General features: G+C 64.9%; 22 protein-coding genes. 8 read left to right on the forward strand and 14 right to left on the reverse strand.

Annotation, left to right across the window (positions count from 1 at the left end; translation table 11 throughout):
* Positions 1–102 precede the first annotated feature (102 nt).
* From AC1RJW_RS19035 to ppc, 8 genes are all read right to left on the reverse strand, one after another.
* Positions 103–759, reverse strand: coding sequence for a hypothetical protein (locus AC1RJW_RS19035; protein ID WP_493046366.1), 657 nt, complete (start codon positions 757–759; stop codon positions 103–105).
* On the reverse strand, positions 756–1,124 hold the full coding sequence (locus AC1RJW_RS19040) for a hypothetical protein (RefSeq protein ID WP_493046367.1): 369 nt from the start codon (positions 1,122–1,124) through the stop codon (positions 756–758). Before AC1RJW_RS19040 ends, AC1RJW_RS19035 begins: the two co-directional genes overlap by 4 nt.
* 74 nt (positions 1,125–1,198) lie before the next feature.
* Positions 1,199–3,658 carry a TonB-dependent siderophore receptor gene (locus AC1RJW_RS19045; RefSeq protein ID WP_493046368.1) on the reverse strand — a complete coding sequence of 820 codons (2,460 nt, stop codon included), beginning with the start codon at positions 3,656–3,658 and terminating at the stop codon, positions 1,199–1,201.
* Between the two features lie 137 nt (positions 3,659–3,795).
* Positions 3,796–4,773 carry a FecR domain-containing protein gene (locus AC1RJW_RS19050; RefSeq protein WP_493046369.1) on the reverse strand — a complete coding sequence of 326 codons (978 nt, stop codon included), beginning with the start codon at positions 4,771–4,773 and terminating at the stop codon, positions 3,796–3,798.
* A complete protein-coding gene (locus tag AC1RJW_RS19055; protein WP_493046370.1) occupies positions 4,770–5,276 on the reverse strand; it encodes a sigma-70 family RNA polymerase sigma factor in 507 nt (168 codons plus the stop codon). The genes AC1RJW_RS19050 and AC1RJW_RS19055 overlap by 4 nt, the downstream gene beginning before the upstream one ends.
* Before the next feature lie 598 nt (positions 5,277–5,874).
* Positions 5,875–7,335 (reverse strand): pyruvate kinase, encoded by a 1,461-nt coding sequence (gene pyk, locus AC1RJW_RS19060; protein ID WP_077405132.1) that lies wholly within the window; start codon positions 7,333–7,335, stop codon positions 5,875–5,877.
* A gap of 86 nt (positions 7,336–7,421) precedes the next feature.
* Positions 7,422–8,432 carry a type I glyceraldehyde-3-phosphate dehydrogenase gene (gene gap / locus AC1RJW_RS19065; RefSeq protein ID WP_475414960.1) on the reverse strand — a complete coding sequence of 337 codons (1,011 nt, stop codon included), beginning with the start codon at positions 8,430–8,432 and terminating at the stop codon, positions 7,422–7,424.
* A 32-nt stretch (positions 8,433–8,464) separates the two neighbouring features.
* Entirely contained in the window at positions 8,465–11,218 is a 2,754-nt protein-coding gene (ppc, locus tag AC1RJW_RS19070) for a phosphoenolpyruvate carboxylase (RefSeq protein WP_493046371.1), read from the reverse strand.
* Between the two features lie 342 nt (positions 11,219–11,560).
* Between ppc and AC1RJW_RS19075 the strand changes: the two genes are divergently transcribed.
* Positions 11,561–12,016, forward strand: coding sequence for an RrF2 family transcriptional regulator (locus tag AC1RJW_RS19075; protein ID WP_475414958.1), 456 nt, complete (start codon positions 11,561–11,563; stop codon positions 12,014–12,016).
* 64 nt (positions 12,017–12,080) lie between these two features.
* Here AC1RJW_RS19075 and AC1RJW_RS19080 read toward each other — a convergent pair whose 3' ends face one another.
* From AC1RJW_RS19080 to AC1RJW_RS19095, 4 genes are all read right to left on the reverse strand, one after another.
* Positions 12,081–13,766, reverse strand: coding sequence for a cation acetate symporter (locus AC1RJW_RS19080; RefSeq protein ID WP_493046372.1), 1,686 nt, complete (start codon positions 13,764–13,766; stop codon positions 12,081–12,083).
* Positions 13,763–14,071, reverse strand: coding sequence for a DUF485 domain-containing protein (locus tag AC1RJW_RS19085; protein WP_493046373.1), 309 nt, complete (start codon positions 14,069–14,071; stop codon positions 13,763–13,765). Before AC1RJW_RS19085 ends, AC1RJW_RS19080 begins: the two co-directional genes overlap by 4 nt.
* A gap of 164 nt (positions 14,072–14,235) precedes the next feature.
* A complete protein-coding gene (hmpA, locus tag AC1RJW_RS19090) occupies positions 14,236–15,417 on the reverse strand; it encodes an NO-inducible flavohemoprotein (RefSeq protein ID WP_493046374.1) in 1,182 nt (393 codons plus the stop codon).
* A gap of 31 nt (positions 15,418–15,448) precedes the next feature.
* On the reverse strand, positions 15,449–15,862 hold the full coding sequence (locus AC1RJW_RS19095) for a hemerythrin domain-containing protein (RefSeq protein ID WP_493046375.1): 414 nt from the start codon (positions 15,860–15,862) through the stop codon (positions 15,449–15,451).
* A gap of 227 nt (positions 15,863–16,089) precedes the next feature.
* Between AC1RJW_RS19095 and AC1RJW_RS19100 the strand changes: the two genes are divergently transcribed.
* The 7 genes from AC1RJW_RS19100 (at position 16,090) to AC1RJW_RS19130 (ending at position 23,446) form a co-directional block, all read left to right on the forward strand.
* Positions 16,090–16,983: an STAS domain-containing protein gene (locus tag AC1RJW_RS19100; RefSeq protein WP_493046376.1), complete on the forward strand. Its 894-nt coding sequence runs from the start codon at positions 16,090–16,092 to the stop codon at positions 16,981–16,983.
* Positions 16,984–16,990: 7 nt separating this feature from the next.
* On the forward strand, positions 16,991–17,353 hold the full coding sequence (locus AC1RJW_RS19105; protein WP_034755734.1) for an STAS domain-containing protein: 363 nt from the start codon (positions 16,991–16,993) through the stop codon (positions 17,351–17,353).
* Positions 17,354–17,363: 10 nt separating this feature from the next.
* Positions 17,364–17,801, forward strand: coding sequence for an ATP-binding protein (locus AC1RJW_RS19110; protein WP_493046377.1), 438 nt, complete (start codon positions 17,364–17,366; stop codon positions 17,799–17,801).
* Entirely contained in the window at positions 17,798–18,883 is a 1,086-nt protein-coding gene (locus AC1RJW_RS19115) for an ATP-binding SpoIIE family protein phosphatase (RefSeq protein WP_493046378.1), read from the forward strand. The genes AC1RJW_RS19110 and AC1RJW_RS19115 overlap by 4 nt, the downstream gene beginning before the upstream one ends.
* Positions 18,880–20,703: an ATP-binding protein gene (locus AC1RJW_RS19120; protein WP_493046379.1), complete on the forward strand. Its 1,824-nt coding sequence runs from the start codon at positions 18,880–18,882 to the stop codon at positions 20,701–20,703. The genes AC1RJW_RS19115 and AC1RJW_RS19120 overlap by 4 nt, the downstream gene beginning before the upstream one ends.
* The gene (locus AC1RJW_RS19125; RefSeq protein WP_493046380.1) at positions 20,690–22,207 is read left to right on the forward strand and encodes an ATP-binding response regulator; all 1,518 of its coding nucleotides are present in this window, start codon (positions 20,690–20,692) and stop codon (positions 22,205–22,207) included. The genes AC1RJW_RS19120 and AC1RJW_RS19125 overlap by 14 nt, the downstream gene beginning before the upstream one ends.
* A gap of 117 nt (positions 22,208–22,324) precedes the next feature.
* Complete coding sequence (locus tag AC1RJW_RS19130; RefSeq protein ID WP_493046381.1) at positions 22,325–23,446, forward strand: metallophosphoesterase; 1,122 nt, start codon at positions 22,325–22,327, stop codon at positions 23,444–23,446.
* Between the two features lie 3 nt (positions 23,447–23,449).
* On the opposite strand, the gene AC1RJW_RS19135 is transcribed toward AC1RJW_RS19130, so the two are convergent.
* Positions 23,450–24,202: a DUF4303 domain-containing protein gene (locus AC1RJW_RS19135; protein ID WP_493046382.1), complete on the reverse strand. Its 753-nt coding sequence runs from the start codon at positions 24,200–24,202 to the stop codon at positions 23,450–23,452.
* Between the two features lie 16 nt (positions 24,203–24,218).
* Positions 24,219–25,142 (reverse strand): LysR family transcriptional regulator, encoded by a 924-nt coding sequence (locus tag AC1RJW_RS19140; RefSeq protein ID WP_493046383.1) that lies wholly within the window; start codon positions 25,140–25,142, stop codon positions 24,219–24,221.
* Between the last annotated feature and the right edge of the window lie 76 nt (positions 25,143–25,218).

Consider the following 25,218-nt stretch of genomic DNA (forward strand, 5'->3'; position numbering starts at 1 on the left):
ATGAGTATAGTTGCTTTGCGAAAATATTCATAGGACTTCAGCAATACAGTTATCAAAAATGATAGTTATTGCGGCGGCGATGCGACACTGGCCCGTCTGCGCCTACCCCTGCGGCCAGCGCGCGCGGATGGCCGCGGATTCCTGGCTGATCGGCCCAGCCGTCTCGCGGACAGGGATACCGGCCAGTCTACAGCGGCGGCTCAGTTCTTCCTTGATCTGGCACAGCGTCCAGCGCTGCGGCACGGGCAAGTTCAGGCCCACCACGCGGATCAGCGGACAGTCCGCGAGAGTCGTGTAGAGCAGCAGCTCCACGCGCGCCAGCGGTGCCGGGGTCCGATAGACCTGCAATGCGCCCGCATACGTGACCACGTCCAGCCGCTGCAGCTGCGCCAACTCCAGCTGCACGCTTTTATCCCAGCCGGGCAGGCGCCGCGCATGGCGCCGCAGCAACAGGCCCGCATCGCCAAGTTCCACATGAAAGAGCAAAGCGCGTCCGGGAAACAGCACCAGGCCCGCGATCCAGGCGGCCAGAGCAAGCGGACCGAACAACACTGCCTCGCCCGCGTACGGCACGTCGCGCCAGACGGCTTGCCCGACAAAGGCGAGGATCAGCGCGCAGCCGGCCAGCAGCACGCTGCGCGACAGCACGGGACGCATGTCCGCCATCAGCGCCGCCTGGGCCGCGGCATCGTCGGCCGCCGCAAAGCATATCCATTCCGCGCGCGCCGGCTTCAGCCTGGGTCCCAGCTCCCCGCTCAAGCGGTCGGCGCCAGCATGCCGCGGAACCACGCCAGCTGTTCGCGCGTCAGGTAGTTGGCGCCATCGCCATGCAGGAGGACGATCTCGACCTCGGCGGGAATCGAGGCGATCAGTTGCGCCCCCGTGACGGGAATCTTGGGAAAATTGATGCCGGCCAAAAAGGCCGGATCTTCCGCCACCGTCACGCACTGGCGCTCGGGATTCGGCGACGGCACGAGGAACAGGTCGATCTGCTCGCTTTGCCCGCCGATAACGACGTGCAATTGCGCGGCCAGCAGTTCGGGCAGGATCAGCTCGATGTTGTTTTCGGCGCGCGATTGCTGGAAAGCGCTTTTCAGGGGCGTGAGGACGTGTGTGGCGGTCATGGGAACAGTAAAAAATGGGGACGGCGGCAGTGTAGCAGAGGCGCCCGGCCGGGCGCGCTCTGCTGGCGCCACGGCTACAGCTTGTAGTTCAGGGACAGCAGCACGCTGCGCGGCGCGCCGTAGCGCTCCAGCCCGCCCGACCACGCATAGCCGAGGCCCTGGTAGTAGCGGCGGTCGAGCACGTTGTCGACGCTGAGGCGCAGCTGCAGCTGCTCGCTCAGGCGGTAGCCGGCCGTCAGGCCGACGATGGCGTAAGCGCCCTGCTGCGTCAGGTAAGCCGTGTCGCGGCGGTAGATCTTGTCCTGCGCGTACACGGAGGCACCCAGGCTCCACCGCGCCAGACTGCCGCGCAGCTGCACAGTCGTGTACAGCTTGAACAATTGCTTCGGTTCATCCGTGGCGATGCGCTGGCCGATATTCGCCGCCACGCTGTCTTTCGTGTACTTGGCCAGCACATAGGTGTAGCCGCCCGCGATCTGCCAGCCCGGCAATGGCGAGCCCGACAATTGCAGATCGATGCCTTCGCTCCGCACCTGCCCGGCCGCGCGGGCGCAGTAGATGGCGCCGCCCGTCGGACAATTGACTTCATCGGCCATGGCGCGGTTGTTTTGCTTGATGCGGAACAAGGCGCCGCTGGCGTTGAGCCTGCCGCCGAAATACTCGCCCTTGACGCCCGCTTCCAGATTGGTGCCGCTCAACGGCGGCAAGGTATTGCCGCCCACGTCGAGCACGCTTTGCGGCTGGAATATCTGCGTGCCGCTCGCATACACGGAGTGATGTTGATCCACATCATAGACGAGGCCCGCGTACGGCGTAAACTTCGCGTTTTCCGTCAGGTCGCGGCGCCAGACTGGGTTGGTCGAATACCAGCCCGTCACGTCCTGCGTATACCAGCCGAAGCGACCGCCCAGCACCAGGCGCAGCGGATCGGCCAAGCTGAAGTTGCCGGCCGCATAAATCCCCTTTTCGTCCGTCCTGCGGCCCCAGTTGTACGGCTCGAACGGCGCGCCGTTCATGCGGTAGGCATGGGGATTCCACTGGCGGATGTCGATCACGCGCGCGGCCGCCCCTTCCCAGCTCTGGCCCGCGTCCGAATCGTCGTGGCGGTAGCTGGCGCCGACGATGACGTCGTGCCGGCGGCCGAACCAGGTGACGGGGCCGCTCAGGCGCCAGTCGGCCACCACCTGATCCGTGTTGTACTTCCAGCCCGTTTCCGACTGGCTGAAACGATAGAGCTCGCCATCGATGCGGCTATTGGTGGTGTTGCACGTGCTGGACGAGGCATCGATGCGCGTGATGGCAAAGCGGCTGCGCCAACCCTGCTCCAGCCTGGTTTCCAGGTCGGCGAAGACGACGTTGTTGTCGCGTTTCTGGAAGGAATCGGCATTATTCAGGAAGGTCGAGCGGGGCAAGTCCATGTGACGGCCATCGGCAAACGTCGGCAAGCCGACGAACACGCCATCGGTGCGGCTGTGCTGGCGCGAAAAACCGACGCCGGCCGTGGTCGACGGCGTCAGGTCCGCCTCGACGATCGCATACACGGTGCCGTTGCTGTTGCTGACCACGTCGACAAAGCTGTCGCTGTCGCGCCAGCCGGCCGCCACCCTGCCGCGCACGCTGCCCGTGTCATTCAGGGCATTGCTGGCGTCCACCGTCCATTGCCGGTCCTTCCAGCTGCCCAGGTGAGCGGACGCATTCAGCAAGGGCGTGGCCGTGGGGCGCTTGCGTATCATGTTGATGCTGCCCGACGGCGCGCCCGCCCCTTCCATCAAACCCGTGGCACCGCGCACCACTTCCACCCGGTCGTACATCAGCATGTCGGCGGAAACATTACGCTCGTTAAAACCCGTGACATCGAGCGGCAAGCCGTCGACATTGACGTGGCTCAAGGCAAAACCGCGCGCAAAATATGTGGTTTCCTGGTCGGACACACCCTGCGTCTTGCCATACAGGCCAGGCGTGGCGCGCGCGACATCCTGCAAGGTGGTCAAATCGAAATCTTCCATCTGCTGGCGCGAAATCACGCTGACCGTTTGCGGCGTGTGGCGCTGCGACAGGTTCAGCCCCGTGGCCGTCGACATGGCGCGCGCCGTATATAAGCCCGTGCCTTCCGTGGCGCGGTCCGCCTCGGCGCTGACGACCACGGCCGGCATGCTGGCCAGGCCGCCCTCGGCCGTGCTGTTATTGATCTTGCGCAACAGGTAATTGCCGCTGCCGCCGTCCACCACGTCCAGGCCGCTGCCTTGCAGCAACGTCTGCAAGCCGGCAGCGACGCCATAACGGCCCCGCAAGCCCGGCGTCGCCAGGCCGTCCAGCGCCACGCCCTGCGTGGACAGGTTGATGCCGGCGGCGATGGCAAACGAGGCCAGCGCATCGCGCAGGCTGCCGGCGGGAATGCCGTAGTCGCGCAGGCTGGCGGCCGGGCTGGCCTCGGCCGCCAGCGCCATGTGCGGCAAAGTGGCGCCGGCCGCGCCCACGGCCAGGAGCAGGACCAGCGCGGCGCGCACGGCGCCGGTGGTGGGATGGAGCGTCATGCGTGCTGCTGTCAAGCTACGGTGCTGCAAAGCCATGTAAACCCTTTCGATGGTTCAGATTGTTCGTCCTCTACCTTGTATGACGAAGCAATCCGCAAAAAGGGACATGCAGGAACAGGCTGGCGGCAAATTTTGCGTCAGGCCGCCTCGACACTGATCCAGTAGCGCGTGCGGCGCACCAGCCGGATCGGCAAGGCGCGCTGCAGCAAGAGCAGGATGTTGTCCGGGTCGTTCAGCTGGAAGATGCCATCGACGGGCATGGCCGCGAGCGCCGGATCGCAGCGCAGCACGCCATAGCGGTAGCGCGCCACCTGTTCCAGCACCTCGCCCAGCGGCATGCGCTCGGCGATCAGCGCGCCACGCAGCCAGGCGTCGCCATGCGGCGCCAGCGGCGTCAAGGCAGAAACGGCACGGTCATCGAAACTGCCTTGCCGGCCCGCATCGACCCTGCGCAAGGCGTCGGGCGCTTGCGATGGCCGGATCTCGACGGCACCCTCGCTGACGCTCACCCGCGTGCGCGGTGCCAGCACGCTGCCGCCCTGGCGCACGCTGAAGTGCGTACCCAGCGCGCGCACGACGCCATTGCTGCTGCGCACCAGGAACGGGCGCGCCGGCACGGCCTGGTCGTGCGCTGTGGCAACGTGGATTTCCCCGGCATGCAAGGCCACCAGGCGCGCCGCGCCGTCAAAGCGCAAGTCGATGGCCGTGTCCGTATTGAGCACCAGTTGCGTACCATCGGGCAAGTTCATATGGCCGATTTCCCCCCTGGCCGTGCAGATGGCCGCGCGCCACGCCTGCCAGGGCGCCGACTCGCTGGCCAGCCATAGCACCGGCCCGGCCGCGATCAGCCCCGCCAAGCCGTAGAGCACGGCACGCCTGTGCGGCGACTGCGGCGGCGCATCCGCCGTCTGGCGCAGCGCGGGCGGCACGCTGGCCAGGGTGCCGCATACCAGCTCGGCCCGTTTCCACGCCGCCTCATGCGCGGGATCGCTGGCGCGCCAGGCCTGGAAGGCTTGCTGTTCGTCAAGGTTCAAGGGTCCCCCGTGCAGGCGCACCAGCCATTGCGCCGCCGCCCGCGCCGCGCGGGGATTGATGGCAACCGTGCTGGCGTTCACAGGATCAAGAGGATGCAGCGCTCGAACGCCTGCACCATGTAACGCTTGATGCTGCGCTCGCTCACGGCCAGGCACCGGGCGATTTCCCCATAGCCGAGGCCATCGACATGCGCCAGCAGGAAGGCGTTGCGCACCAGCGGCGGCAAGCCGTCGAGCATGGCATCGATGCGCTGCAAGGCTTCCAGTACCAGCAAACGCTCTTCCGGCGACTGCATCAGCAATTCAGGCTGCTGCGCCAGGGTTTCCAGCCACGCCTGCTCCAGCGACAGGCGCCGGTAATGGTCGATCAGCAGGCGCTGCGCCACGGTCGTCAGGTAGGCGCGCGGTTCGCGCAGGCTCTGCCGGCCCTCGGGCGGCGCCGTCAGCAGGCGCACGAAGGTATCCTGCGCCAGGTCGGCCGCATGGTCGGCGCACTGCAGCTTGGCGCGCAGCCAGCGCATCAGCCAGCCGTGGTGGCTGCTGTAAATGACGGCGATCGATTCGCTGGACTGCGCAATGTTCACGACGGACTCCTGCGCTGCAAGCGGCAAGGTGGAGGGTTGGCGATAGAGGGGCGACAGCATCACCAAACTGAGAATAATTCTCATTATCGCAAACAGTGCCGCCCCGCGTCAACGCCGGCGCCTGCCCGCGCCTGGAAACTGTTGTTTCAGGCTGTGTAGCGCGGCTGTCGCGCACCCGTCATGCAATGCGGCACGCCGACAATCCAAGGACGGCCGGCGGCTTACGCCAGCGCGGGTTTCCCGGGCTTTGCGGCCAGCACGAAGGGAATGGCCAGCGGCCCCAGAAACACCACCAGGATGGCCCTGGCGGCGGTGGTTTTCAAGTAGCGGCGTTTGGCAATGAAGAGGCAAACGAAGGCCGACAGCGATCAGATCAGGGCCGGCAGGCAGGTAGTCATCATGCACTCCGGACACGCCTTGCAAGGCAGAAAAGCCATGCTGACACGGAAATGCGGGTGCCGCAATGGCAGATTGCGCATCTGCCCCGCGGTTGGCCGGTGTGGACGGCTCTTTCAGGCATTCTTAAGACTGCCGCGACGGTTGCCGGCTTGCGCGCGCAGCGCCAAGCCGGCTTACGCCGTTTCCAACGATGCCACGATCAATGCTGGCCGATCTTCATGATTTTCAAGGCATTCGTGCCGCCGACCTTGCCCATCGGTTCGCCCCAGGTCAGCACGACGGTGTCGCCCTTGGCCACGACTTTATGTTCCAGCAGCAAGTCTTCCGCCTGCTGCAAGACCTTGTCGCGGTCCGTGCCGGACGTCAGTTCCAGGGTGCTGACGTTGCGGTACAGGGCCAGCTTGCGGCGCGTGCCCACGCTGGGGGTCAGCGCGACGATGGGGATATCGATGTTGCAACGGCTCATCCACAGGGCCGTGGAGCCCGATTCCGTCAGTGTGGCGATCGCTTTCACGCGCAGGTGGTGGGCCGTAAACAGCGCGCCGTAGGCGATCGACTGGTCGATGCGCGAAAACGTGGCGTTGAGGAAATCGGCGTCCAGCTTGCAGGTATCCCACTTTTCCGCATCCAGGCAGATGGCGGCCATCGCTTCCACCGTTTCGATCGGGTAGCGGCCCGAGGCCGTTTCCGCCGACGTCATGACGGCGTCCGTACCGTCGAGCACGGCATTGGCCACGTCGGACACTTCCGCGCGGGTCGGCACGGCGTTGACGATCATCGATTCCATCATCTGCGTGGCAGTAATGGCCAGTTTATTCGACGCGCGCGCCATCTTGATCATGCGCTTTTGCAGTGCCGGCACGGCCGCATTGCCCACTTCCACGGCCAGGTCGCCGCGCGCCACCATGATGCCGTCGGAAGCGTCGAGGATTTCCTGCAGCGCGGGAATGGCTTCCGCCCGTTCGATCTTGGCGATCATCATCGGCTTGTGGTCCCACGCTTCGCCGGCGATATTGGCCAGCTGGCGCGCCATGACCATGTCGGTGGCGTTTTTCGGGAACGAGACGGCCACGTAATCGGCCTGGAAGCTCATCGCCGTTTTCACGTCTTCCATGTCTTTCGCCGTCAGGGCCGGGGCCGACAAGCCGCCGCCCTGGCGGTTGATGCCCTTGTTGTTCGACAATTCACCGCCGATTTTCACCGTCGTATGGATTTCGCTGCCGACAACTTTGTCGACCGTCAAGACGATCAGGCCATCGTTGAGCAACAATACGTCGGCGGCGCGCAAATCGCGCGGCAATTCCTTGTAGTCGAGGCCGCAGCGCTCGATGTTGCCCAGTTCGCCGTTTTCGCCCCATTTCGCGTCGAGGATGAAGGAAGCGCCGTTTTCCAGGAAAATCTTGCCTTCTTCAAACTTGCCGACACGAATCTTCGGACCTTGCAAGTCGGCCATGATGGCCACTTCGCGGCCGCACAGGGCAGCCGCTTCGCGCACCATGCGGGCGCGGTCGATATGGTCTTGCGCCTTGCCATGCGAGAAGTTCAGGCGCACGACGTCGACGCCGGCCTTGAACATGCGGACCAGGGTATCGATATCGTTCGAAGCGGGGCCGATGGTGGAAACGATCTTGGTGGCGCGTTGCTGTACTTGCATGGTCATGGTGTGCTGCTTTCTATAATGAGTTGCTACAAGGGCCAGCCTTGTGGGCCGGCCGTCCTGGTGCGCTGGATCAGCGGTGGTTCTTGTTACTTGGCCGCCATCAGGGCGACCGTGGTGTCGAGCATGCGGTTCGAGAAACCCCACTCGTTGTCGTACCACGACGACACTTTCACGAGGCGGCCCGAAACCTTGGTCAGGGTCGCATCGAAGTTCGACGAGGCCGGGTTGTGGTTGAAGTCGATGGAAACCAGCGGTTCCGTCTGGTAAGTGAGGATGCCTTTCAGCGCGCCTTCCGACGCCGTTTTCAGCAAGGCATTGACTTCTTCGACGCTGGTATCACGCTTGGCGATGAAGGACAGGTCGACCAGCGAGACGTTGATGGTCGGCACGCGCACGGCAAAACCATCGAGCTTGCCATTCAGTTCCGGCAAGACCAGGCCGACGGCGGCCGCCGCGCCCGTCTTGGTGGGGATCATCGAATGCGTGGCCGAACGGGCGCGGCGCAAGTCTTCATGCATCACATCGGACAGCACCTGGTCGTTCGTGTAGGCATGCACGGTGGTCATCAGGCCCGATTCGATGCCGATGGCGTCGTTGAGCGGCTTGACTAAGGGTGCGAGGCAGTTCGTCGTGCACGAGGCATTCGAGATGACCGTGTCCGTGGCTTTCAGCACGTGCTGGTTGACGCCGAACACGATGGTGGCGTCCACGTCCTTGCCGCCCGGCGCGGAAATGATGACTTTCTTTGCCCCGCCCTTCAAATGGGCCGAGGCTTTTTCCTTGGTGGTGAAGAAACCCGTGCATTCGAGCACCACGTCAACGCCCAACTCTCCCCATGGAATCAGGGCCGGGTCGCGCTGCGCGAAGACGCGGATGCGGTCGCCGTTGACGAGCATGTTCTCGCCATCGATGGTGACGACGCCGGGAAACTTGCCGTGCACCGTGTCGTAGCGCGTCAAATGCGCATTCGACTTGGCATCGCCCAGGTCGTTGATGGCGACGATCTCGATATCCTGCTGCTTGCCGCCTTCATAAAACGCGCGCAAGACATTGCGGCCGATGCGGCCATAGCCATTGATGGCAACTTTGATGGTCATGCTGTCTCCTTGATCTTGTTTGAATGAATCAATTAACCGCTATTGCGAAGTCCTGCGGCGATGCCGTTGATCGACAAATGAATGCCCGTGCGCGCCGCCGCATCCTGTTTACCCTCGCGGAAGCGTTTCAACAGCTCCACCTGCACGTGGTTGAGCGGATCGATGTACGGGAAACGGTTGCGTATCGAGCGCTGCATCAGCGGATTGGCTTGCTGCAACTCTTCCTGGCCCGTGATCAGCTTCAAGGCGGCCAAGGTGGCCGCGTATTCGGCGCGGATGCGCGTAAAGATGGCGTCGCGCAAGGCCTTGTCCTTGACGAGTTCCGCATACTTGCCGGCGATGGCGATGTCGCTCTTGGCCAGGACCATATCCATGTTCGACAGCAAGGACGTGAAGAAGGGCCAATCCGTGTACATGCCGCGCAGCACGTCGGCCCCATCGGCGGGATGGGCGGCCAGGTAGGCTTGCACGGCGGAACCGAAACCGAACCAGCCCGGCAGCATCAAGCGGCATTGGGCCCAGCTCAACACCCAGGGAATGGCGCGCAAATCCTCGATCGAGGTCGATTTCTTGCGCGAGGCGGGACGGCTGCCGATATTCAGGGCGGCAATTTCCGCGATCACCGTCGATTCCCAGAAGTACTGTTCGAAGCCGTCCGTGCCGTAGACGAGGTCGCGGTAGGCGTTCAGGGCCGTACCGGACAGTTCTTCCATGGCGGCCAAATGGCCCGCGCCGGCCGAAGCCTTCGGCTGCAGCTGCGCCTGCGGCAGCAGGGTCGACTGGATGGTGGCGGCCACCAGCACTTCCAGGTTGCGGCGCCCTACTTCCGGGTTCGCATACTTGGCCGTGATGACTTCGCCCTGCTCCGTCAGCCGGATCTGCCCCTGCACGGCGCCGGCCGGCTGGGCCAGGATGGCTTCATAGCTGGGTCCGCCGCCGCGGCCCACGGAACCTCCGCGGCCGTGGAACAATCGCAGCTTGATCTGATATTCCTTGAACACGGTCACCAGCTCGATTTCGGCCTTGTAGAGTTCCCAGCCGGAGGTCAGAAAGCCGCCGTCCTTGTTGCTGTCGGAATAACCAAGCATGACTTCCTGCTGGTCCGCGCGCGAGGCCAGCAAGTCCCGGTAGAACGGCAAGCCAAACGCGCGCGCCATGATGGCGGGGCCGGCGCGCAAGTCGTCGATGGTTTCGAACAGGGGAATGATGTTGACGTCCACTTCGCGGCTGTCCTGGCGCAGCAAGCCCACTTCTTTCAGCAGCAAGGCCACTTCCAGCAAGTCCGATACGCTGGCCGCCTTGGAAATGATGCAGTTCGGCACCGATTCCTTGCCGTATTTGACGTGGGCTGCGCGCACGGCACGGAAAATGTCGAGTTCGGACGTCGTTTCTTCCGAGTACTGCGCATACGGCGACGTCAGCAGGCGCGGCGACTCCAGCTCGGCCAGCAGCACGGCGATACGCTGCTCTTCATCAAGGTCCAGGTAGACCAGGCCCGGCTGGGCGCCGGCGAACAGTTCGCCCACGACGCGCTCGTGCACGTCGGAATTCTGGCGCAAATCGAGCGGCGCCAGCGAAAAGCCGAAGACCTTGACGGCGCGGCGCAGCTGGCGCAGCCGGCCCCGCGCCAGCGCGCGCAAGCCATTGCTGACGAGCGAATGCTGGACCACGTCCAGGTCGGCCAGCAGCTCGGCCGCTGCCGCGTAAGGCTGCACGCCATCGGCTTGCCTGCCCTTGCCAGACAGCACCACGCGCGTGGCATCGAGGCGCGCGTGGATGCCATGCAGGGCGCGGCGGTACGGTTCGTCGACCCGGTGCGGCGAGGCATCGGCCGAGCGCTCGGCCAGCGCGCGCAGCGGCTCGCTGCAGGCGTTCAGGATTTGCGCCAGCGACAGTTGCGAAGCGAGCTTGCGCAATTCGCCGAGGTAAAAGTCGAGCACCTTGTCGGCCTGCGTCTGCAGGGTGCTGCGCAGGATGTCGGCCGTGACGAAGGGGTTGCCGTCGCGGTCGCCGCCGATCCAGCTGCCGACTTTCATGAAATTGGGCAATTCCGCATCTTCCCAGCGGGCATCGCGCTGGGCCAACATCGTTTCCAGCGAGGAATACAATTTCGGCAATTCGCGCAGGATCGTGTGGTCGTAGAACGACAGGCCATTGGCCACTTCATCCATGACGGACAGCTTGCTGGTGCGCAACAGACGGGTTTGCCACAGGGTGACAATACCGCGGCCCAGCGCTTCTTCGTTCTGTTCCGCTTCTTCCGGCGTCATTTGCACGCGGTCGCGCTCGCTCAACAGGCGCGCGATAGCCATCTGGCAATTCTGGATGCTCTTGCGCTGCACTTCCGTCGGATGCGCCGTGAACACGGGGCTGACGAACGCATCTTCAAAGAAAGTTTCCAGCGCATCGGCCTTGCCCGCGTCAAACACGTTGCCGACGGCATGGCTGAGACTACCCTGGCGCGGCCGCGAACCGGCGATCAGATGGGCGCGCGTGCGGCGGATGTGGTGTTGATCTTCCGCAATGTTGGCCAGCAGTGAGAAATAGCTGAAAGCGCGCGTCAATTGCGTGGTTTCTTCCTGCGACAGCGCTTGCAGCGCATCGGACAGCTGCGCGCGCGCCGCTTCATCATTGTCGCGACGGAAACGGATGGCCAACTGGCGCACATGTTCGATGCGCTCGAAGGCGGGGTCGCCCAGATGGTTGCGGATGGCGTCGCCCAGCAGACGGCCCAGCTGGCGGATATCGCTGCTCAGCAGCTCGTCTTTCACTTCATTCATTTGCATGGTATTCATTTCCTGGGGCGGCCACGGCGGCACCGCACAGATTGCGTAGTACGCGCTCCCCGGCCGGGAAACGCCCATCATCCGATTTTTGTAGTAAATTTACCTTATTGCTTCACCATCCTCTTGATTTTCATCAATAAAATCCATGCTTAAAGGGTCGACACGGGCTTGCAAGCTGTTTGCCAGGGCAACAATATGAAAATTTACTACGCATTTAAACGAAAGGCAATCAACTTTTGTCTTTCCAGGCCGAAAAGTGACGGCGCAACACACATCGCAGGCGCTCTCCTGTATGCTGCGGATGAAACAAGGATGTAATCCACATCTTATGAACGATATCCCATGCGACTGACTGCCTATACCGACTACACCCTGCGCACCCTGATGTACCTGGGCGTGCACCGCGACCGCCTCGTCACCATCCAGGACATCGCCGACCTGCATGCGATTTCAAAGAATCACCTGATGAAGGTGGTGCACCAGCTGGGCCTGTCGGGCATCGTGGAAACCGTGCGTGGACGCAACGGCGGCCTGCGCCTGGCGCGAGACCCGGCCGAGATCAATATCGGCACCGTGGTGCGCGAGACGGAAAGCGATTTCTTCATGGCCGAGTGCTTCAACAAGGAAAACAACACCTGCCCGCTGACGCCCGATTGCCTGCTGAAGGCCAAGCTGGGCCAGGCCACGGCCGCCTTCCTGGCCGTGCTCGACACGGTGACCCTGGCGTCGATACTCGAAGCGGCACCGGGCGCGCCCGCGCTGGCGGCCGGCGTGATTCCCCTGCGCGTGGCAAAGTAAGCGCGCCAAAAACAACAATGCCCGGCGAACCGGGCATTGTTTCTTGCAGTAATTACCTACAACATCAATGTGCGCTGGCGCCTGCCGCGCCGATGCCCGTTTCCGAACGCATTTGCTGCGCTTCATAGCCGGCGCGGTCGATGCGCGCGCGCGGGCTCTTGTCGAGCACCGAGAACAGCCAGATGCCGACGAAGCCCGCCGTCATCGAGAACAGCGCCGGCGAAGCGTACGGGAACAGCGCTTCGCCATGGCCGAGCACGTCGACCCACACGGACTTCGACACCACCGTCAACGCCACGGCCGTGATCAAGCCCAGGAAGCCGCCGATGGTGGCGCCCCGCGTGGTGCAGTCTTTCCACAGCACCGACATGAACAGCACGGGGAAGTTGGCCGAGGCGGCAATCGCGAACGCCAGCGAGACCATGAAGGCGATGTTCTGTTTCTCGAAGGCAATACCCAGCACCACGGCGATGATGCCCAGCACGATCGTCGTCACGCGCGACACTTTCAATTCGTTGGCGCCCGTGGCCTTGCCCTTCTTGATGACGGTGGCATACAGGTCGTGCGACACGGCCGACGCGCCCGACAGGGTCAGGCCCGCCACGACGGCCAGGATGGTGGCGAACGCGACCGCCGACATGAAGCCGAGGAAGACGTTGCCGCCCACGGCCTTGGCCAGGTGCACGGCTGCCATGTTGTTACCGCCCAGCAATTTGCCGGCCGCATCCTTGAACTCGGGATTGGTGCTGACCAGCACGATGGCGCCAAAGCCGATGATGAAGGTCAGAATGTAGAAATAGGCGATCCAGGTGGTGGCCCAGAACACGGATTTTCGCGCTTCCTTGGCGCTCGGTACCGTGAAGAAACGCATCAGGATGTGCGGCAAGCCGGCCGTGCCGAACATCAGCGCCATGCCGAACGAGATGGCCGAGATCGGGTCCTTGATGAAGGAACCGGGGCCCATGATGGCTTCCTTGGTGGCATGCACGTCCACCGACTTGGCGAACAGCGCTTCCGGGCTGAAGTTGAACTGCGCCAGCACGGCCACGGCCATGAAGGTAGCGCCGCCCAGCAGCATCACGGCCTTGATGATCTGTACCCAGGTGGTGGCCGTCATGCCGCCGAACAGCACGTAGATCATCATCAAGGTGCCGACCAGCACGACGGCGATCCAGTATTCCAGGCCGAACAGCAGCTTGATCAGCTGGCCCGCGCCCACCATCTGCGCGATCAGGTAAAAGGCCACGACGACCAGGGTGCCGGACGCCGAGAAAATGCGGATCGGCGCCTGCTTGAAGCGGTAGGCGGCCACGTCGGCAAAGGTGTAGCGGCCCAGGTTGCGCAGGCGCTCGGCCATCAGGAAGGTGATGACGGGCCAGCCGACGAGAAAGCCGATGGCGTAGATCAGGCCGTCGTAGCCGTTCAGGAAGACGGCGGCGGAAATGCCGAGGAACGATGCGGCCGACATATAGTCGCCCGCGATGGCCAGGCCATTCTGGAAGCCCGTGATGCCGCCGCCGGCCGTGTAGAAATCGGAGGCCGACTTGGTCTTCTTGGCCGCCCACTTGGTGACGAACAGGGTAAAGATGACGAAGACGGCAAACATGATGATGGCCGTCCAGTTGGTGGGCTGCTTGACTGCCTGGCCCAGGTCGGCGCCGGCCGCCAGCACGCTGCCGCTGGCGCCCGCCAGCAAGGCCAGCGCCGCGAGGCAGGAATGCTTGCGTTGTGTCAAAGCGGCGCCGTTCATGCTTGCACCCGTGCCTGGATGGCGCTGGTCAGGTCGTCGAATTGCTTGTTGGCGCGGCGCACATAGATGCCCGTGATCACGACGGTAAACACGATGACGAACAGGCCGATCGGCATGCCCCAGGTCATCACCCCCGCGCCCGTTTTGGCGGCAAGAAATTCCTTGTCGAACGCGATCAGCAGGATGTAGCCGTAGTACACCAGCATCATCAGGCCCGTCAGGGCCCAGCCGAAGCGCGAGCGCAGCCTGACCAATTGATGATAATTGGGATCGCTCTTGAGTTTTTGTACCAGATCGTCATGCATGGTGTTGCCTCCGTTATGTAAAAGCCTGCTCTTTTCTTGTCGAGCTTGCATTCACAATACGGCGCGAGGCTTACCCGCCCCTTACGGCGGCGTTTTTTTCTCGCAGGGGCAACACAAGGAGCAATACAAGGAGCAACGCAAGGAGTAACACAAGGCAGACAAGGTCAGTTCAGCGCGGCTGCCGGTCCGAAGAATTCATGGTGCGTCTGCCGTTCCGGCACGCCCAGCTCGCGCAGGTATTGCTTGACGGCCCGCATGAACGGCTGGGGTCCCAGGAAATACGCGTCGACGTCGCGCGAGGCCGGTAGCCAGCTATTCAACTGCTCTTTATTCAGCAAGCCGACGGCATCGGGCGCATCTTGCTCACCGGCATGTTCCGCGTAGCAGTAATAGCGTTTCAATTGCGGGTGCTGCGCGGCCAGTGCATCGATCTGCGCGCGGAATGCATGCACGCCGTGGTGGCGCGCCGCATGAATGAAATGCACGGGGCGCTTGCCGCGCAGGGCCGCCGTCAGCATGGCCAGGGTCGGCGTGATGCCCACGCCGCCGCTGATCAGCACCAGCGGCTTGTCGCTCTCCGTCAGCACGAAGTCGCCCGAGGGCGGCGTCAGCTGCACGGTATCGCCCGCCTGCACGTGGTCGTGGAAGAAATTCGACACCTTGCCGCCCTCTTCCCGCTTGACGCTGATGCGGTAGGTCTGGCCATTGCTGACGGCCGACAAGGAGTACTGGCGGCGCATGGGCACGCCGTCGACATCGACCAGCACGCCGATATATTGACCTGCCGCAAAGTCGAGCACGGGCTGGCCATCGGCGGGCGCCAGCAGGAAGGACGTGATCTCGCCGCTTTCCACCGTCTTGCTGCGCACTACAAAGTCGCGTGCGCCGCTCCAGCCGCCCGGCGCGGCCGCTTGCGCCTTGTAGATGCGCCCTTCCTCGCCGGCCAGGATATCGGCCAGCTGGCCGTAGGCCGCGCCCCAGGCGTCGATGACGGCGTCGCTGGCCACCTCTTCGCCCAACACTTCGCGGATCGCCTGCAGCAGGCTGGCGCCCACCAGCGGATAGTGCTCGGCGCGGATCTGCAGGGCCACGTGCTTGTTGACGATGGTGGCCACCAGGTCGCCCAGCGCTTCAAGCTGGTCGATATGTTTGGCATACATCAACACGCCATTGGCCAGCGCGCGCTGCTGGTCGCCGCTGTGCTGGTGCGCCTGGTTAAAGTACGGCAGCACTTCGGGATGGTCGCGGAACAGGTTCTTGTAGAAATGACGGGTCAGCGCTTCGCCGCCCTGCTCGAGGATGGGGACGGTGGCCGTGATGATGGCGCGTTGTTCTTGGGTCAGCATGTAAAACTCCTGTATCTATTAGTAAGCGGTTTCAGGCCAGTGTTTCAACGGCCGGGTATAACTCGTGGTCTTCGCGGCGCATGCGCTGGAACAGCGCGTGCAGCACGGTGTTGGCTTCGCTGCGGAAGGCTTCCGGTTCGGCCGCCAGGCGCACGGGCGTATTCCAGCGGCCGGCGAAATCAAGGTAGGCGCCGGCAATGCCGTCCATCTCGTTTTCGTACTGGCGGCCCAGCTGGGCCACCCTGGCCACGCCGGACGCTTGCGCAGCCGGGTACAGGTAGCGCTGCTCGACGGCCAGGTGCAGCTTGATCAAGCCGCTCATGGCGATGATCTGTTCGGCAATGGCCTGCGCCTGCGCGGCGACACCGCCGCGCGCCAGCCGGCGCAAGTCATCGATGGCGGCCAGGATGGCCAGGTGCTGCTGCTTGAATTTGTCGATATTCATGGTGTTTTTCTCTTGTTGAGTGCTCCCAGTGTAGCGGAAGCCGCTTAAACATGCAAATTAAATGCATCTTTAAAAGCACCAATGTTTCCCACAGGAATGTATATCGACATGCGCCACTATGTGCGGCACAGAACACAGGCCATGGCCATGTCTGCCTATAATTTATTCATCACAGCGCGGGCCCGTTTGCGGCCGTGCCGCACCCTCCACTCCAGCCAAGGATCAGCATGAAAATGAAGACGGACACGGTCAAGACAGGCACGGGCCAGGCGCAGCAACTGGCCGGCATCATCAACGAGCACCACACGGAACTGCTGGACGGCTGGATGGCCGGCCTGATCGCCCGCCTAGTGCGGCGCGACAAGATCGCCGAAAACGAGCTGCGCCAGCAGGCATCGCAATTCCTGCCGCTGCTGGCGGGCGCGCTGGAAAGCGGCGACTCGTTCGACATCGAAGGCGGCGCCTGGGACGACACGCGCCAATTGCTCGCCGAAATATCGCAGTCGCGCGTGCGCCAGGGCTATTCGCCGATCGACACGGCCAGCTTCATGTTCGCCCTCAAGGAACCGCTGTTCGCCTACCTGCGCAAGGCAATCACGGCGCAGCCGGAGCAGTTGGGCGACGCCATCGTCAGCACCAGCAAATTGTTCGACGAACTGGGCCTGCTGACCATCGCCATCTACCAGAAGGCGCGCGAACAGGTGATCTTGCGCCAGCAGCAGGAATTGCTGGAACTGTCCACGCCCGTGGTGCAGCTGTGGCAAAACGTGCTGGCCCTGCCCCTGATCGGCACCCTCGACAGCGCCCGCACGCAGGTGGTGATGGAAAGCCTGCTGCAAAAGATCGTCGACACGGGCGCCCTGATCGCCATCATCGACATCACGGGCGTGCCCACCGTCGACACTCTGGTGGCGCAGCACCTGCTGAAGACGATCGCCGCCGCGCGCCTGATGGGCGCCGACTGCATCATCAGCGGCATCCGCCCGCAGATCGCGCAAACCATCGTGCACCTGGGCGTCAATCTGGAAGACGTGATGACCAAGGCCACGCTGGCCGACGCCTTCGTCGTGGCCCTGAAGCGCACGGGTTCCAGCATCACCTACCAGCAGCAACAACACTGAGGCGCCTATGGAAAGAATCCCCATTTTACGCATGGGCCGGCTGCTGCTGGTGACGATCCAGGTGGACATGCATGACCGCCTGGCGATGACCCTGCAGGACGACCTGACCACCCGCATCGTGACGGACCGCGCCACGGGCGTGCTGATCGACATTTCCGCGCTCGACATCGTCGACTCCTTCATCGGCCGCATGATCAGCAACACGGCGGCGATGGCGAAAATCCTCGACGCGCGCACCGTCGTCGTCGGCATGCAGCCGGCCGTCGCCATCACGCTGGTGGAACTGGGGCTGACCCTGGAAGGCGTGAGCACGGCGCTCAACGTGGAGCTGGGCATCAAGATGCTGGAACGGGGCGGCGCATGCGCATGACGGGGGCGCCTTGCTAGGCGCGCAGGCACAGGAGCGGGCGCAGGCCGGTGTGCAGCAGATCCTGCCCCTGCACAGCGACGAAGACGTCGTGCGCTTGCGCAAGCAGGTGCGCGACAGCATGGTCGCCATGGGTTTTGGCCTGATCGAACAGACCAAGATCATCACGGCGGCCAGCGAACTGGCGCGCAACACCCTGCGCTACGGCGGCGGCGGCGAAGCGCGCATCGCGCGCGTCTGCGATGGCGCGCGCCAGGGACTGGAACTGCGCTTTGTCGACGCGGGACCGGGCATCGACGATATTTCCCTGGCACTGACCGATGGCTATACCAGCGGCGGCGGGCTGGGACTGGGGCTGGGCGGCGCCAAGCGCCTGGCCGACGCATTTCACATCGACACGGCGCCCGGCGCGGGCACCACCGTCACCATCGCGAAATGGAAGCTGTTTTGAACCACCAGGAACCACAGCCTGACATTCTCAGGCAAAGAAGTTTTCCCATCGGCGAACCGAGCGAGATCGCCGCGGCCCGCCGCGCCGGCAACGAACTGGCGCGCCGCATCGGCTTCGACGACGTGCGCACGGGCCAGCTGGCCATCATCATCAGCGAGGCGGCCACCAATATCGTCAAGCACGCGCAGCGCGGCGAAATCCTGCTGCGCAAGGTGCTGCGCGGCGGCACCAGCGGCATCGAGGTGCTGGCCATCGACAACGGTCCCGGCATGGCCAACGTGCGCCAGCACATGCAGGATGGCCATTCCACCACGGGCACCTACGGCGTTGGACTGGGCGCGATACGCCGCCTGGGCCAGGAATTCGACCTGTACACGGCGCCCGGCAAGGGCACGGTGCTGATGGTGGTGGTATGGGGCCAGCATGCCAGCAGCGCCATTCCCGCCCGTCCGAACTGGCGCATCGGCGCCGTATGCCTGCCGCTGGCCTCGGAACAGGTGTGCGGCGACGCCTGGAACGTCGTGTGCGAAGGCCATGAACTGAGCCTGATGGTGGCCGATGGCCTGGGCCACGGCCCGCTGGCGGCGCGCGCGTCGGAACGCGCCAGCGCGCTGCTGGAACACGACACGCCCGGCCTGCCGCCCCTGCCCGCCCCCTTCATCGAACTGGCCCACGGCGCCCTGCGCACCACGCGCGGCGCGGCCCTGGCGGTGGCGCATATCGACAGCGCGCGCCGCGAATTGCGCTATGCCGGCGTGGGCAACATCGCCGCCTGCGCCTTCGACGCGCAGCAGCGCCGGCATCTGCTGTCGCATAACGGCATCGTCGGCAGCAATCTGCGCAAGGTGCAGGAATTCTGCTATCCGTGGCAGCTGGGCACGACCTTGATCATGCACTCGGACGGCTTGCACACGCGCTGGGACCTGGAACAGTATCCGGGCCTGGCGCAATGCCACCCCAGCCTCATCGCCGCCGTGCTGTACCGCGATTTTGCGCGCGGGCGCGACGACGTCACGGTGGTGGTGCTGCGCGAACATGAGGAGCACCGGCATGCCGGTGCGGAAAGGAACGACACGCCATGACGCAACGCATATTGACGGCCCATATCGGCAGCGAACTCGATGTGGTGGGGGCGCGCCAGCGCGCGCGGCAGATCGCCGCCCTGTGCGGCTTCGGCGTGCAGGACCAGGTACGCATCGCCACGGCCGTGTCGGAGCTGGCGCGCAACGTCTACAACTACGCGGGCAGCGGCAAGGTGCATTTCGCCATCGATGGCCAGACGGCGCCGCAGGTGCTCAGCATCCGCATCGAGGACCAGGGCCCCGGCATCGCGCAGCTCGACCGGATACTGGCCGGCACCTACCGCTCGCCCACGGGCATGGGCCTGGGCATCCTGGGCGCGCAGCGCCTGATGGACCGCTGCCATATCCACAGCGCGCCCGGCGACGGCACCCAGATCACGCTGCACAAGCTGTTCCCGCGCGACGCGCCCCTGCTCGACGGGCAAAGCATCGGCACCCTGTCCGCCAGCCTGCAGGCGCTGCCGTCGGATATCACGCTGGCCGAAGTGCAGCAGCAGAACCGCGAACTCATGAGCACCCTGGCCGAACTGAAAACGCGCCAGGAAGACCTGCTGCAGCTGACGCGCGAACTGGAAGACACCAACCGGGGCGTGGTGGCGCTGTTCGCGGAACTCGATGAAAAAGCCGACCACCTGCGCCGCGCCGACCAGATGAAGTCGCGCTTCCTGTCGAACATGAGCCATGAATTCCGCACGCCGCTCAGCTCCATCCGTGCCCTGTCCAAGCTGCTGCTCGACCGCATCGACGGCGAACTGTCGGAGGAACAGGAAAAGCAGGTGCTGTTCATCCTGCAAAGCGCCGTCAGCCTGAGCGACCTGGTAAACGACCTGCTGGACCTGGCCAAGATCGAGGCGGGCAAGGTCGACGTGCACGCCAACAGCTTCCAGGTGGCCGACCTGTTCAGCGCCCTGCGCGGCATGCTGCGCCCGCTGCTGGTGTCCGATTCGCTCACGCTCACCTTCATCGACCCCGATCCGGCGCTGCAGATCCATACGGATGAAGGCAAGCTGTCGCAAATCCTGCGCAACTTCATCTCCAACGCGCTCAAGTTCACCGAGGCCGGCGCCATCGTCGTCAGCGCCACGCCCTTGCCGGAGCAGGACGCCATCCGTTTTTCCGTCTCCGACACGGGCCTGGGCATCGATGCCGAGGACGTGCAGCTGATCTTCGAGGAATTCAGCCAGGTGGAAAACCACATGCAGCGCAAGGTCAAGGGCACGGGCCTGGGCCTGCCCCTGTGCCGCAACCTGGCCACCCTGCTCAATGGCACGGTGTCCGTGGAAAGCACGCCGGGCCAGGGTTCGCTGTTTTCCGTGGTCCTGCCCGCCAGCTACCATGCGCCCGAAGGCAGCCTGCCGCCGAGCGCGCCGGCCAACGACAATGGCAACGACCAGCGCATCGGCGTGCTGGTGGTGGAAGACAATCCGCCCGTGCGCCTGCTGTATGAAAAATTCTTGGCCGGCAGCGAGTTTCGCGTGGTCCCCGCGCGCAGCGTGCGCGAGGCGCAGGAACGCTGGGAACAGCAGCGCCCCGCCGCCGTCATCCTCGACATCCTGCTGCACGGCGAAACGGCCTGGCACTGGCTGGCCGAGCTGAAAAACGACCCGCTGCGGCGCCAGGTGCCCGTCATCGTCGCCACCGAGATCGACGACGTACGCAAGGGCCTGGCCCTGGGCGCCGACGCCTATTACGTCAAGCCGCTGTCGCGCCAGCAATTGCTGGCGACCCTGCGCGCACTGATCGGCAACCAACATCACCGGCAAGAGCCGGTTCCGCCGCAAGGCACAACCACCTGGGACAATGCGCATGCTACCGGATAACAACAGCGATGCTCTGATCCTGAACGTCGATGACAGCGATGGCGCACGCTACGCCAAGTCGCGCATCCTCAAACGCGCCGGCTTCAAGGTCATCGAAGCCTCGAACGGCGGCGACGCACTGCTGCGCGCCCGCCAGGACCGCCCGAACCTGATCCTGCTCGACGTCAAGCTGCCCGACATCAACGGCCTGGAAGTGTGCCGCCAACTGAAGGGCGGCGCCGAGACGAACACCATTCTGGTGCTGCAGACGTCGGCATCGTGCATCGGCACGGCCGACAAGATCCGCGCACTCGATGGCGGCGCCGACAATTACCTGGTCGAGCCGATCGAGGCCGATGAACTGATCGCCAACGTCAAGGCGCTGCTGCGCCTGGGCCGCGTCGAGCGCGCGCTGCGCGACGTGGACCGCCGCAAGGATGAATTCCTGGCCACCCTGGCCCACGAATTGCGCAATCCGCTGGGCCCCATCCGCACGGCGCTGGCCCTGCTGTGCAAGCTCGACCCCGTCGTGCCGGCCGTGCAGGACAATGCGCGCCGCACCATCGGCCGCCACACGGACCACCTGGTGCGCCTGGTGGACGACCTGCTCGACGTGTCGCGCATTTCGCAGGGCAAGATCTCGCTGCAGTGGGAAAGCGTGAGCCTGGCCAGCGTCATCCGCAGCGCGCTGGAAACGAGTTCGCACAGCATCGAGGCGCGCGGCCATGCGCTCGACGTGCATCTGCCCAAGGAAGAACTGTGGGTCTGCGGCGACGCCGTGCGCCTGTCGCAGATCGTCGCCAACCTGCTGCTCAACGCGGCCAAGTTCACGGCGCCGGGCGGGCGCATCGCCATTTCCGCCGTCCGCGAAGGCGACAATGTGCGCATCCGCCTGAGCGACAACGGCATCGGCATCGCCGCCGCCAACATCGACAGCATCTTCGGCCTGTTCGAGCAGAGCGGCCATTCGCCCGACCGGGTGCAGGATGGCCTGGGCATCGGCCTGTCGCTGGTGCGCAACCTGGTGACCTTGCACGGCGGCCAGGTCAGCGTGCACAGCCCCGGCGTGGGGCTGGGCAGCACCTTCGAAGTGATCCTGCCCCTCGACGCCAACGTGCCCGTGGCCGCCGCCGCGCCGGCGCCGGAGGCTGTCTCCGGCGGCAGTCAGCGCATCCTCGTCGTCGACGACAACTGCGATGCGGCCGACACCCTGGCCGAGCTGCTGGAAATGTACGGCCACACGGTGCGCACGGCCTACACGGGCGCGCAAGCGACCGAGCGCACCTTGGAATTCAAGCCCGACATCGTCTTTCTCGACATCGGCCTGCCCGACATGAGCGGCTACGACGTGGCCGGCAAACTGCGCCAGCTGCCGATACCGCAGCAATTCCAGCTCGTGGCGCTGACCGGCTATGGCCAGGAACACGACCGCCAGGCGGCCCTGCAGGCCGGGTTCAACGAACACTTCGCCAAGCCTGTCGATTTCGGCAAACTGGCCATGCTGGGGCTGCATATCACGCCATGAGCGCAGCATGAGCGGGGTGGCCGACGCCTGTTGCCGGGGCGTCGGCTATAATCGGCGGCCGGCGATGGCGCCGCATCGCATCCGCCGCGCCGGGCGCCCCACCACTGGAACCACGACATGAAAACCCGCACGCCGCTGCTGCGCATCACCATGATACTGGGCGCCCTGCACGCCCTCCTGGGCTGGCTGCTGCTGCCCGCGCTGCCCGTCGGCCTGGCCGGCTGGCTGCTGGGCGGCGCCGTCCTGCTGGCGTCGACCATGCTGATGCCGATGACCATCTTCGCCCGCGCCGTCACCAACGATGCGCGCCTGGCCGACCGTTTGAGCTGGGCCGGCTCGCTGTGCATGGGCTTTTTTTCCTCGCTGTTCGTGCTCACCGTGCTGCGCGAACTGCTGATGCTGGTCCCCGCCACCCGCCCGCACGCCCAGGCGTCCGCCGTGGCGGCGCTAGCCCTGGCGCTGCTGGCCACCGTCCTTGGCTTCATCAACGCCCGCCGTGTGGCGCGCGTGCGCGAAGTGACGGTACCGATTACCGGCCTGCCGGCCGCCCTGCAGGGTTACAGCATCGTGCAGCTGAGCGACATCCACGTGGGCGCCACCATCAAGCGCGCCTATGTGGAAGCCATCGTGGCGCGCGCCAACGGCCTGCAGGCGGACCTCATCGCCATCACGGGCGACGTGGTCGACGGCACGGTGGCGCAACTGGGCAGCCATACGGCGCCGCTGGGCGAGCTGCGCGCGCGCCATGGCGTCTTCCTCGTCACGGGCAACCACGAATACTATTCGGGCGCCGCGCCGTGGGTGGCGGAATTTCGCCGCCTGGGCTTGCGCGTGCTGATGAACGAGCACACGGTGCTCGAGCACGACGGCGCGCGCCTGGCGCTGGCCGGCGTCACCGATTTCAATGCCGGCGCCTTCGATCCGGATCAGCGCAGCGACCCGCAGGGCGCCATCGCCGGCGCGCCAGCCGATATCCCCCGCATCCTGCTGGCGCACCAGCCGCGCAGCGCGCCCGAGGCGGAAGCGGCCGGCTACGACCTGCAATTGTCGGGCCACACGCACGGGGGACAATTCTGGCCGTGGAACCTGTTCGTGCCGCTGCAGCAGCCCTACGTGGCGGGCCTGCACCGGCAAGGCCGCCTGTGGATTTATGTGAGCCGCGGCACGGGCTACTGGGGCCCACCGAAACGCATCGGCGCGCCGGCGGAGATTACAAGACTCAGGCTGGTGGCGGCGTAAGCTTCACTCTTCCCAGCTGGCCATCCACTCCTCGTAACGCGCCACCACCGCCGGCGGATTCAAACGCGCCAGCGCACCTTCCACCGGCTCGCTGTCGCTGACCTCGAACAGCAGCACGGCTTGATCGCGCTGCGCGCCCGTACCGAAACAGCCTTCGGCGTCGAGCTGCGCCAGCGCCGCGATGCAGGCGTCGAACACGCCGCTGCGGAAGGTGGCGAATGCGACGTCGAACGGCAGTTCGCGGTGCGCCTGCAGCAGCAAGCGGTAGGCGCTGTCGAAGTAGGCGCCGCCCTCGTCAAACGCCCACTCGGCCGGGTTCCACAGCATCTCTTCGCCGTATTCCGAGGCGGCCAGCGCTTCGCGGCTGTTCGCCATGGGGCCGATGGTCATGGCGCTGTCGTCGCTCACCAGGGCGAAAGCGTCGATGTGCTGGTCAGGATGCGCACGGCGCACGCAGTCGAAAGCCTGGCGCGCGGCGTCCGCCACCAGGGTTTGCAGCAGCGCAAAATCGAATGCGGCCGGGTCGATGACGCTCGCGCGCGCCAAGCTGTAGCCATCGGCCAGCGCCGCCAGGCAACGGGCGACGTAGGCGGCGTGCGCCTCGGCTTCGCTGGCGTAGTCCTTGCGCGTCTCCTCGCCCCACGTCATGGCCGCGCCGGCGGCCGTCCACACGGTCGTGCCGAAGACGCGCGCTTCCCGGAAACGGGCCGGCTGATCGCCGTCAAAGGTGTAAAACAGGCTGTAACTGCTATGCATGGGAATTCTCTATCGGTTAATCGGGCCGTATCTGCGCGGCGAAATCGCGCTGGCGGAACTGCTCCAGCAAGAAATCGACGAAGACGCGCGTCTTCGCGGGCAGCAGCTTCTTGCTCGCATAGTACACGGACAGGGGGCCGGAATCGGCATGCCAGCCGGGCAGCAGGCGGATCAACGCGCCGCTGCGCAAGTGGGGCAGCGCGTGCGGCATGGGCAGCAGCGCCACGCCGACGCCCAGGATGGCTGCCTGCGCCATCGCTTCCGGATCGTCGAAGATGGCGCGCGGCCGGCATTCGGCCACGCCTTCGCCGCCCGATCCATCGCGCAGTATCCAGCTGCGCAGTCTGCCGCTGCCGGCCGAGCGCCGCGCCACGCCGTCGAGTAGCGCCAGGTCCGAAGGATGCACGGGCACGCTTTTCCCCTGCATGAAGGCGGGCGACGCCGTGGCGACGATGTGGGCGTGGCCCAGTTCGCGCGCCACCACGCCGGGCGTCAGCTCGATGCCGCCGCCGATGGCCACGTCAAACCCCTCGCCGATCAAGTCCACTTGCCGGTTGTCGAAATGACAGTCGGGAATGACGCCCGGGTAGCGCGCGATGAACTCGCCCAGCAGGGGCACCACGTAACTGCGCCCGAACGACGGCGCCATGCTGATTTTCAGGATGCCGGCCGGCTGGCTGCCCTCTTCCGCCACGCCGGCGATCGCCTCGCGCAGGGTGGACAGGGCGCCTTTGACCTGCAGCAGGAAGCGTTCGCCCCCTTCCGTCAGGGTCAGGCGGCGCGTGCTGCGCTGAAACAGGCGCAGGCCCAGGCTCGCTTCCAGCCGCGCCACGTTCTTGCTGACGGCAGCCGGCGTCAGCCCCAGGCGGCGCGCAGCCGCCGAAAAGCTGCCCAGTTCGGCGGACAGCACAAACGATTGCAAATGATTGAGGGCGTCCATGCGCCTATTCTACCCGCTCATTTGATATTTATAGTTGAAAGTGATTGTAGCGATTCATGGCTACCGCGCAGGCAAT

The organism is Janthinobacterium sp. GW822-FHT07A03 (genome assembly GCF_058798815.1).

What these genes read in the sequence shown, in the direction of transcription:
- AC1RJW_RS19135 (WP_493046382.1), bottom strand. Translation starts at nt 24,202, where the DNA reads ATGCATAGCAGTTACAGCCTGTTTTACACCTTTGACGGCGATCAGCCG.
- AC1RJW_RS19045 (WP_493046368.1), bottom strand. Translation starts at nt 3,658, where the DNA reads ATGACGCTCCATCCCACCACCGGCGCCGTGCGCGCCGCGCTGGTCCTG.
- AC1RJW_RS19095 (WP_493046375.1), bottom strand. Translation starts at nt 15,862, where the DNA reads ATGAATATCGACAAATTCAAGCAGCAGCACCTGGCCATCCTGGCCGCC.
- AC1RJW_RS19085 (WP_493046373.1), bottom strand. Translation starts at nt 14,071, where the DNA reads ATGCATGACGATCTGGTACAAAAACTCAAGAGCGATCCCAATTATCAT.
- ppc (WP_493046371.1), bottom strand. Translation starts at nt 11,218, where the DNA reads ATGCAAATGAATGAAGTGAAAGACGAGCTGCTGAGCAGCGATATCCGC.
- pyk (WP_077405132.1), bottom strand. Translation starts at nt 7,335, where the DNA reads ATGACCATGCAAGTACAGCAACGCGCCACCAAGATCGTTTCCACCATC.
- AC1RJW_RS19105 (WP_034755734.1), top strand. Translation starts at nt 16,991, where the DNA reads ATGGAAAGAATCCCCATTTTACGCATGGGCCGGCTGCTGCTGGTGACG.
- AC1RJW_RS19040 (WP_493046367.1), bottom strand. Translation starts at nt 1,124, where the DNA reads ATGACCGCCACACACGTCCTCACGCCCCTGAAAAGCGCTTTCCAGCAA.
- gap (WP_475414960.1), bottom strand. Translation starts at nt 8,432, where the DNA reads ATGACCATCAAAGTTGCCATCAATGGCTATGGCCGCATCGGCCGCAAT.
- AC1RJW_RS19125 (WP_493046380.1), top strand. Translation starts at nt 20,690, where the DNA reads ATGCTACCGGATAACAACAGCGATGCTCTGATCCTGAACGTCGATGAC.
- AC1RJW_RS19130 (WP_493046381.1), top strand. Translation starts at nt 22,325, where the DNA reads ATGAAAACCCGCACGCCGCTGCTGCGCATCACCATGATACTGGGCGCC.
- AC1RJW_RS19080 (WP_493046372.1), bottom strand. Translation starts at nt 13,766, where the DNA reads ATGAACGGCGCCGCTTTGACACAACGCAAGCATTCCTGCCTCGCGGCG.
- AC1RJW_RS19120 (WP_493046379.1), top strand. Translation starts at nt 18,880, where the DNA reads ATGACGCAACGCATATTGACGGCCCATATCGGCAGCGAACTCGATGTG.
- hmpA (WP_493046374.1), bottom strand. Translation starts at nt 15,417, where the DNA reads ATGCTGACCCAAGAACAACGCGCCATCATCACGGCCACCGTCCCCATC.
- AC1RJW_RS19140 (WP_493046383.1), bottom strand. Translation starts at nt 25,142, where the DNA reads ATGGACGCCCTCAATCATTTGCAATCGTTTGTGCTGTCCGCCGAACTG.
- AC1RJW_RS19075 (WP_475414958.1), top strand. Translation starts at nt 11,561, where the DNA reads ATGCGACTGACTGCCTATACCGACTACACCCTGCGCACCCTGATGTAC.
- AC1RJW_RS19100 (WP_493046376.1), top strand. Translation starts at nt 16,090, where the DNA reads ATGAAAATGAAGACGGACACGGTCAAGACAGGCACGGGCCAGGCGCAG.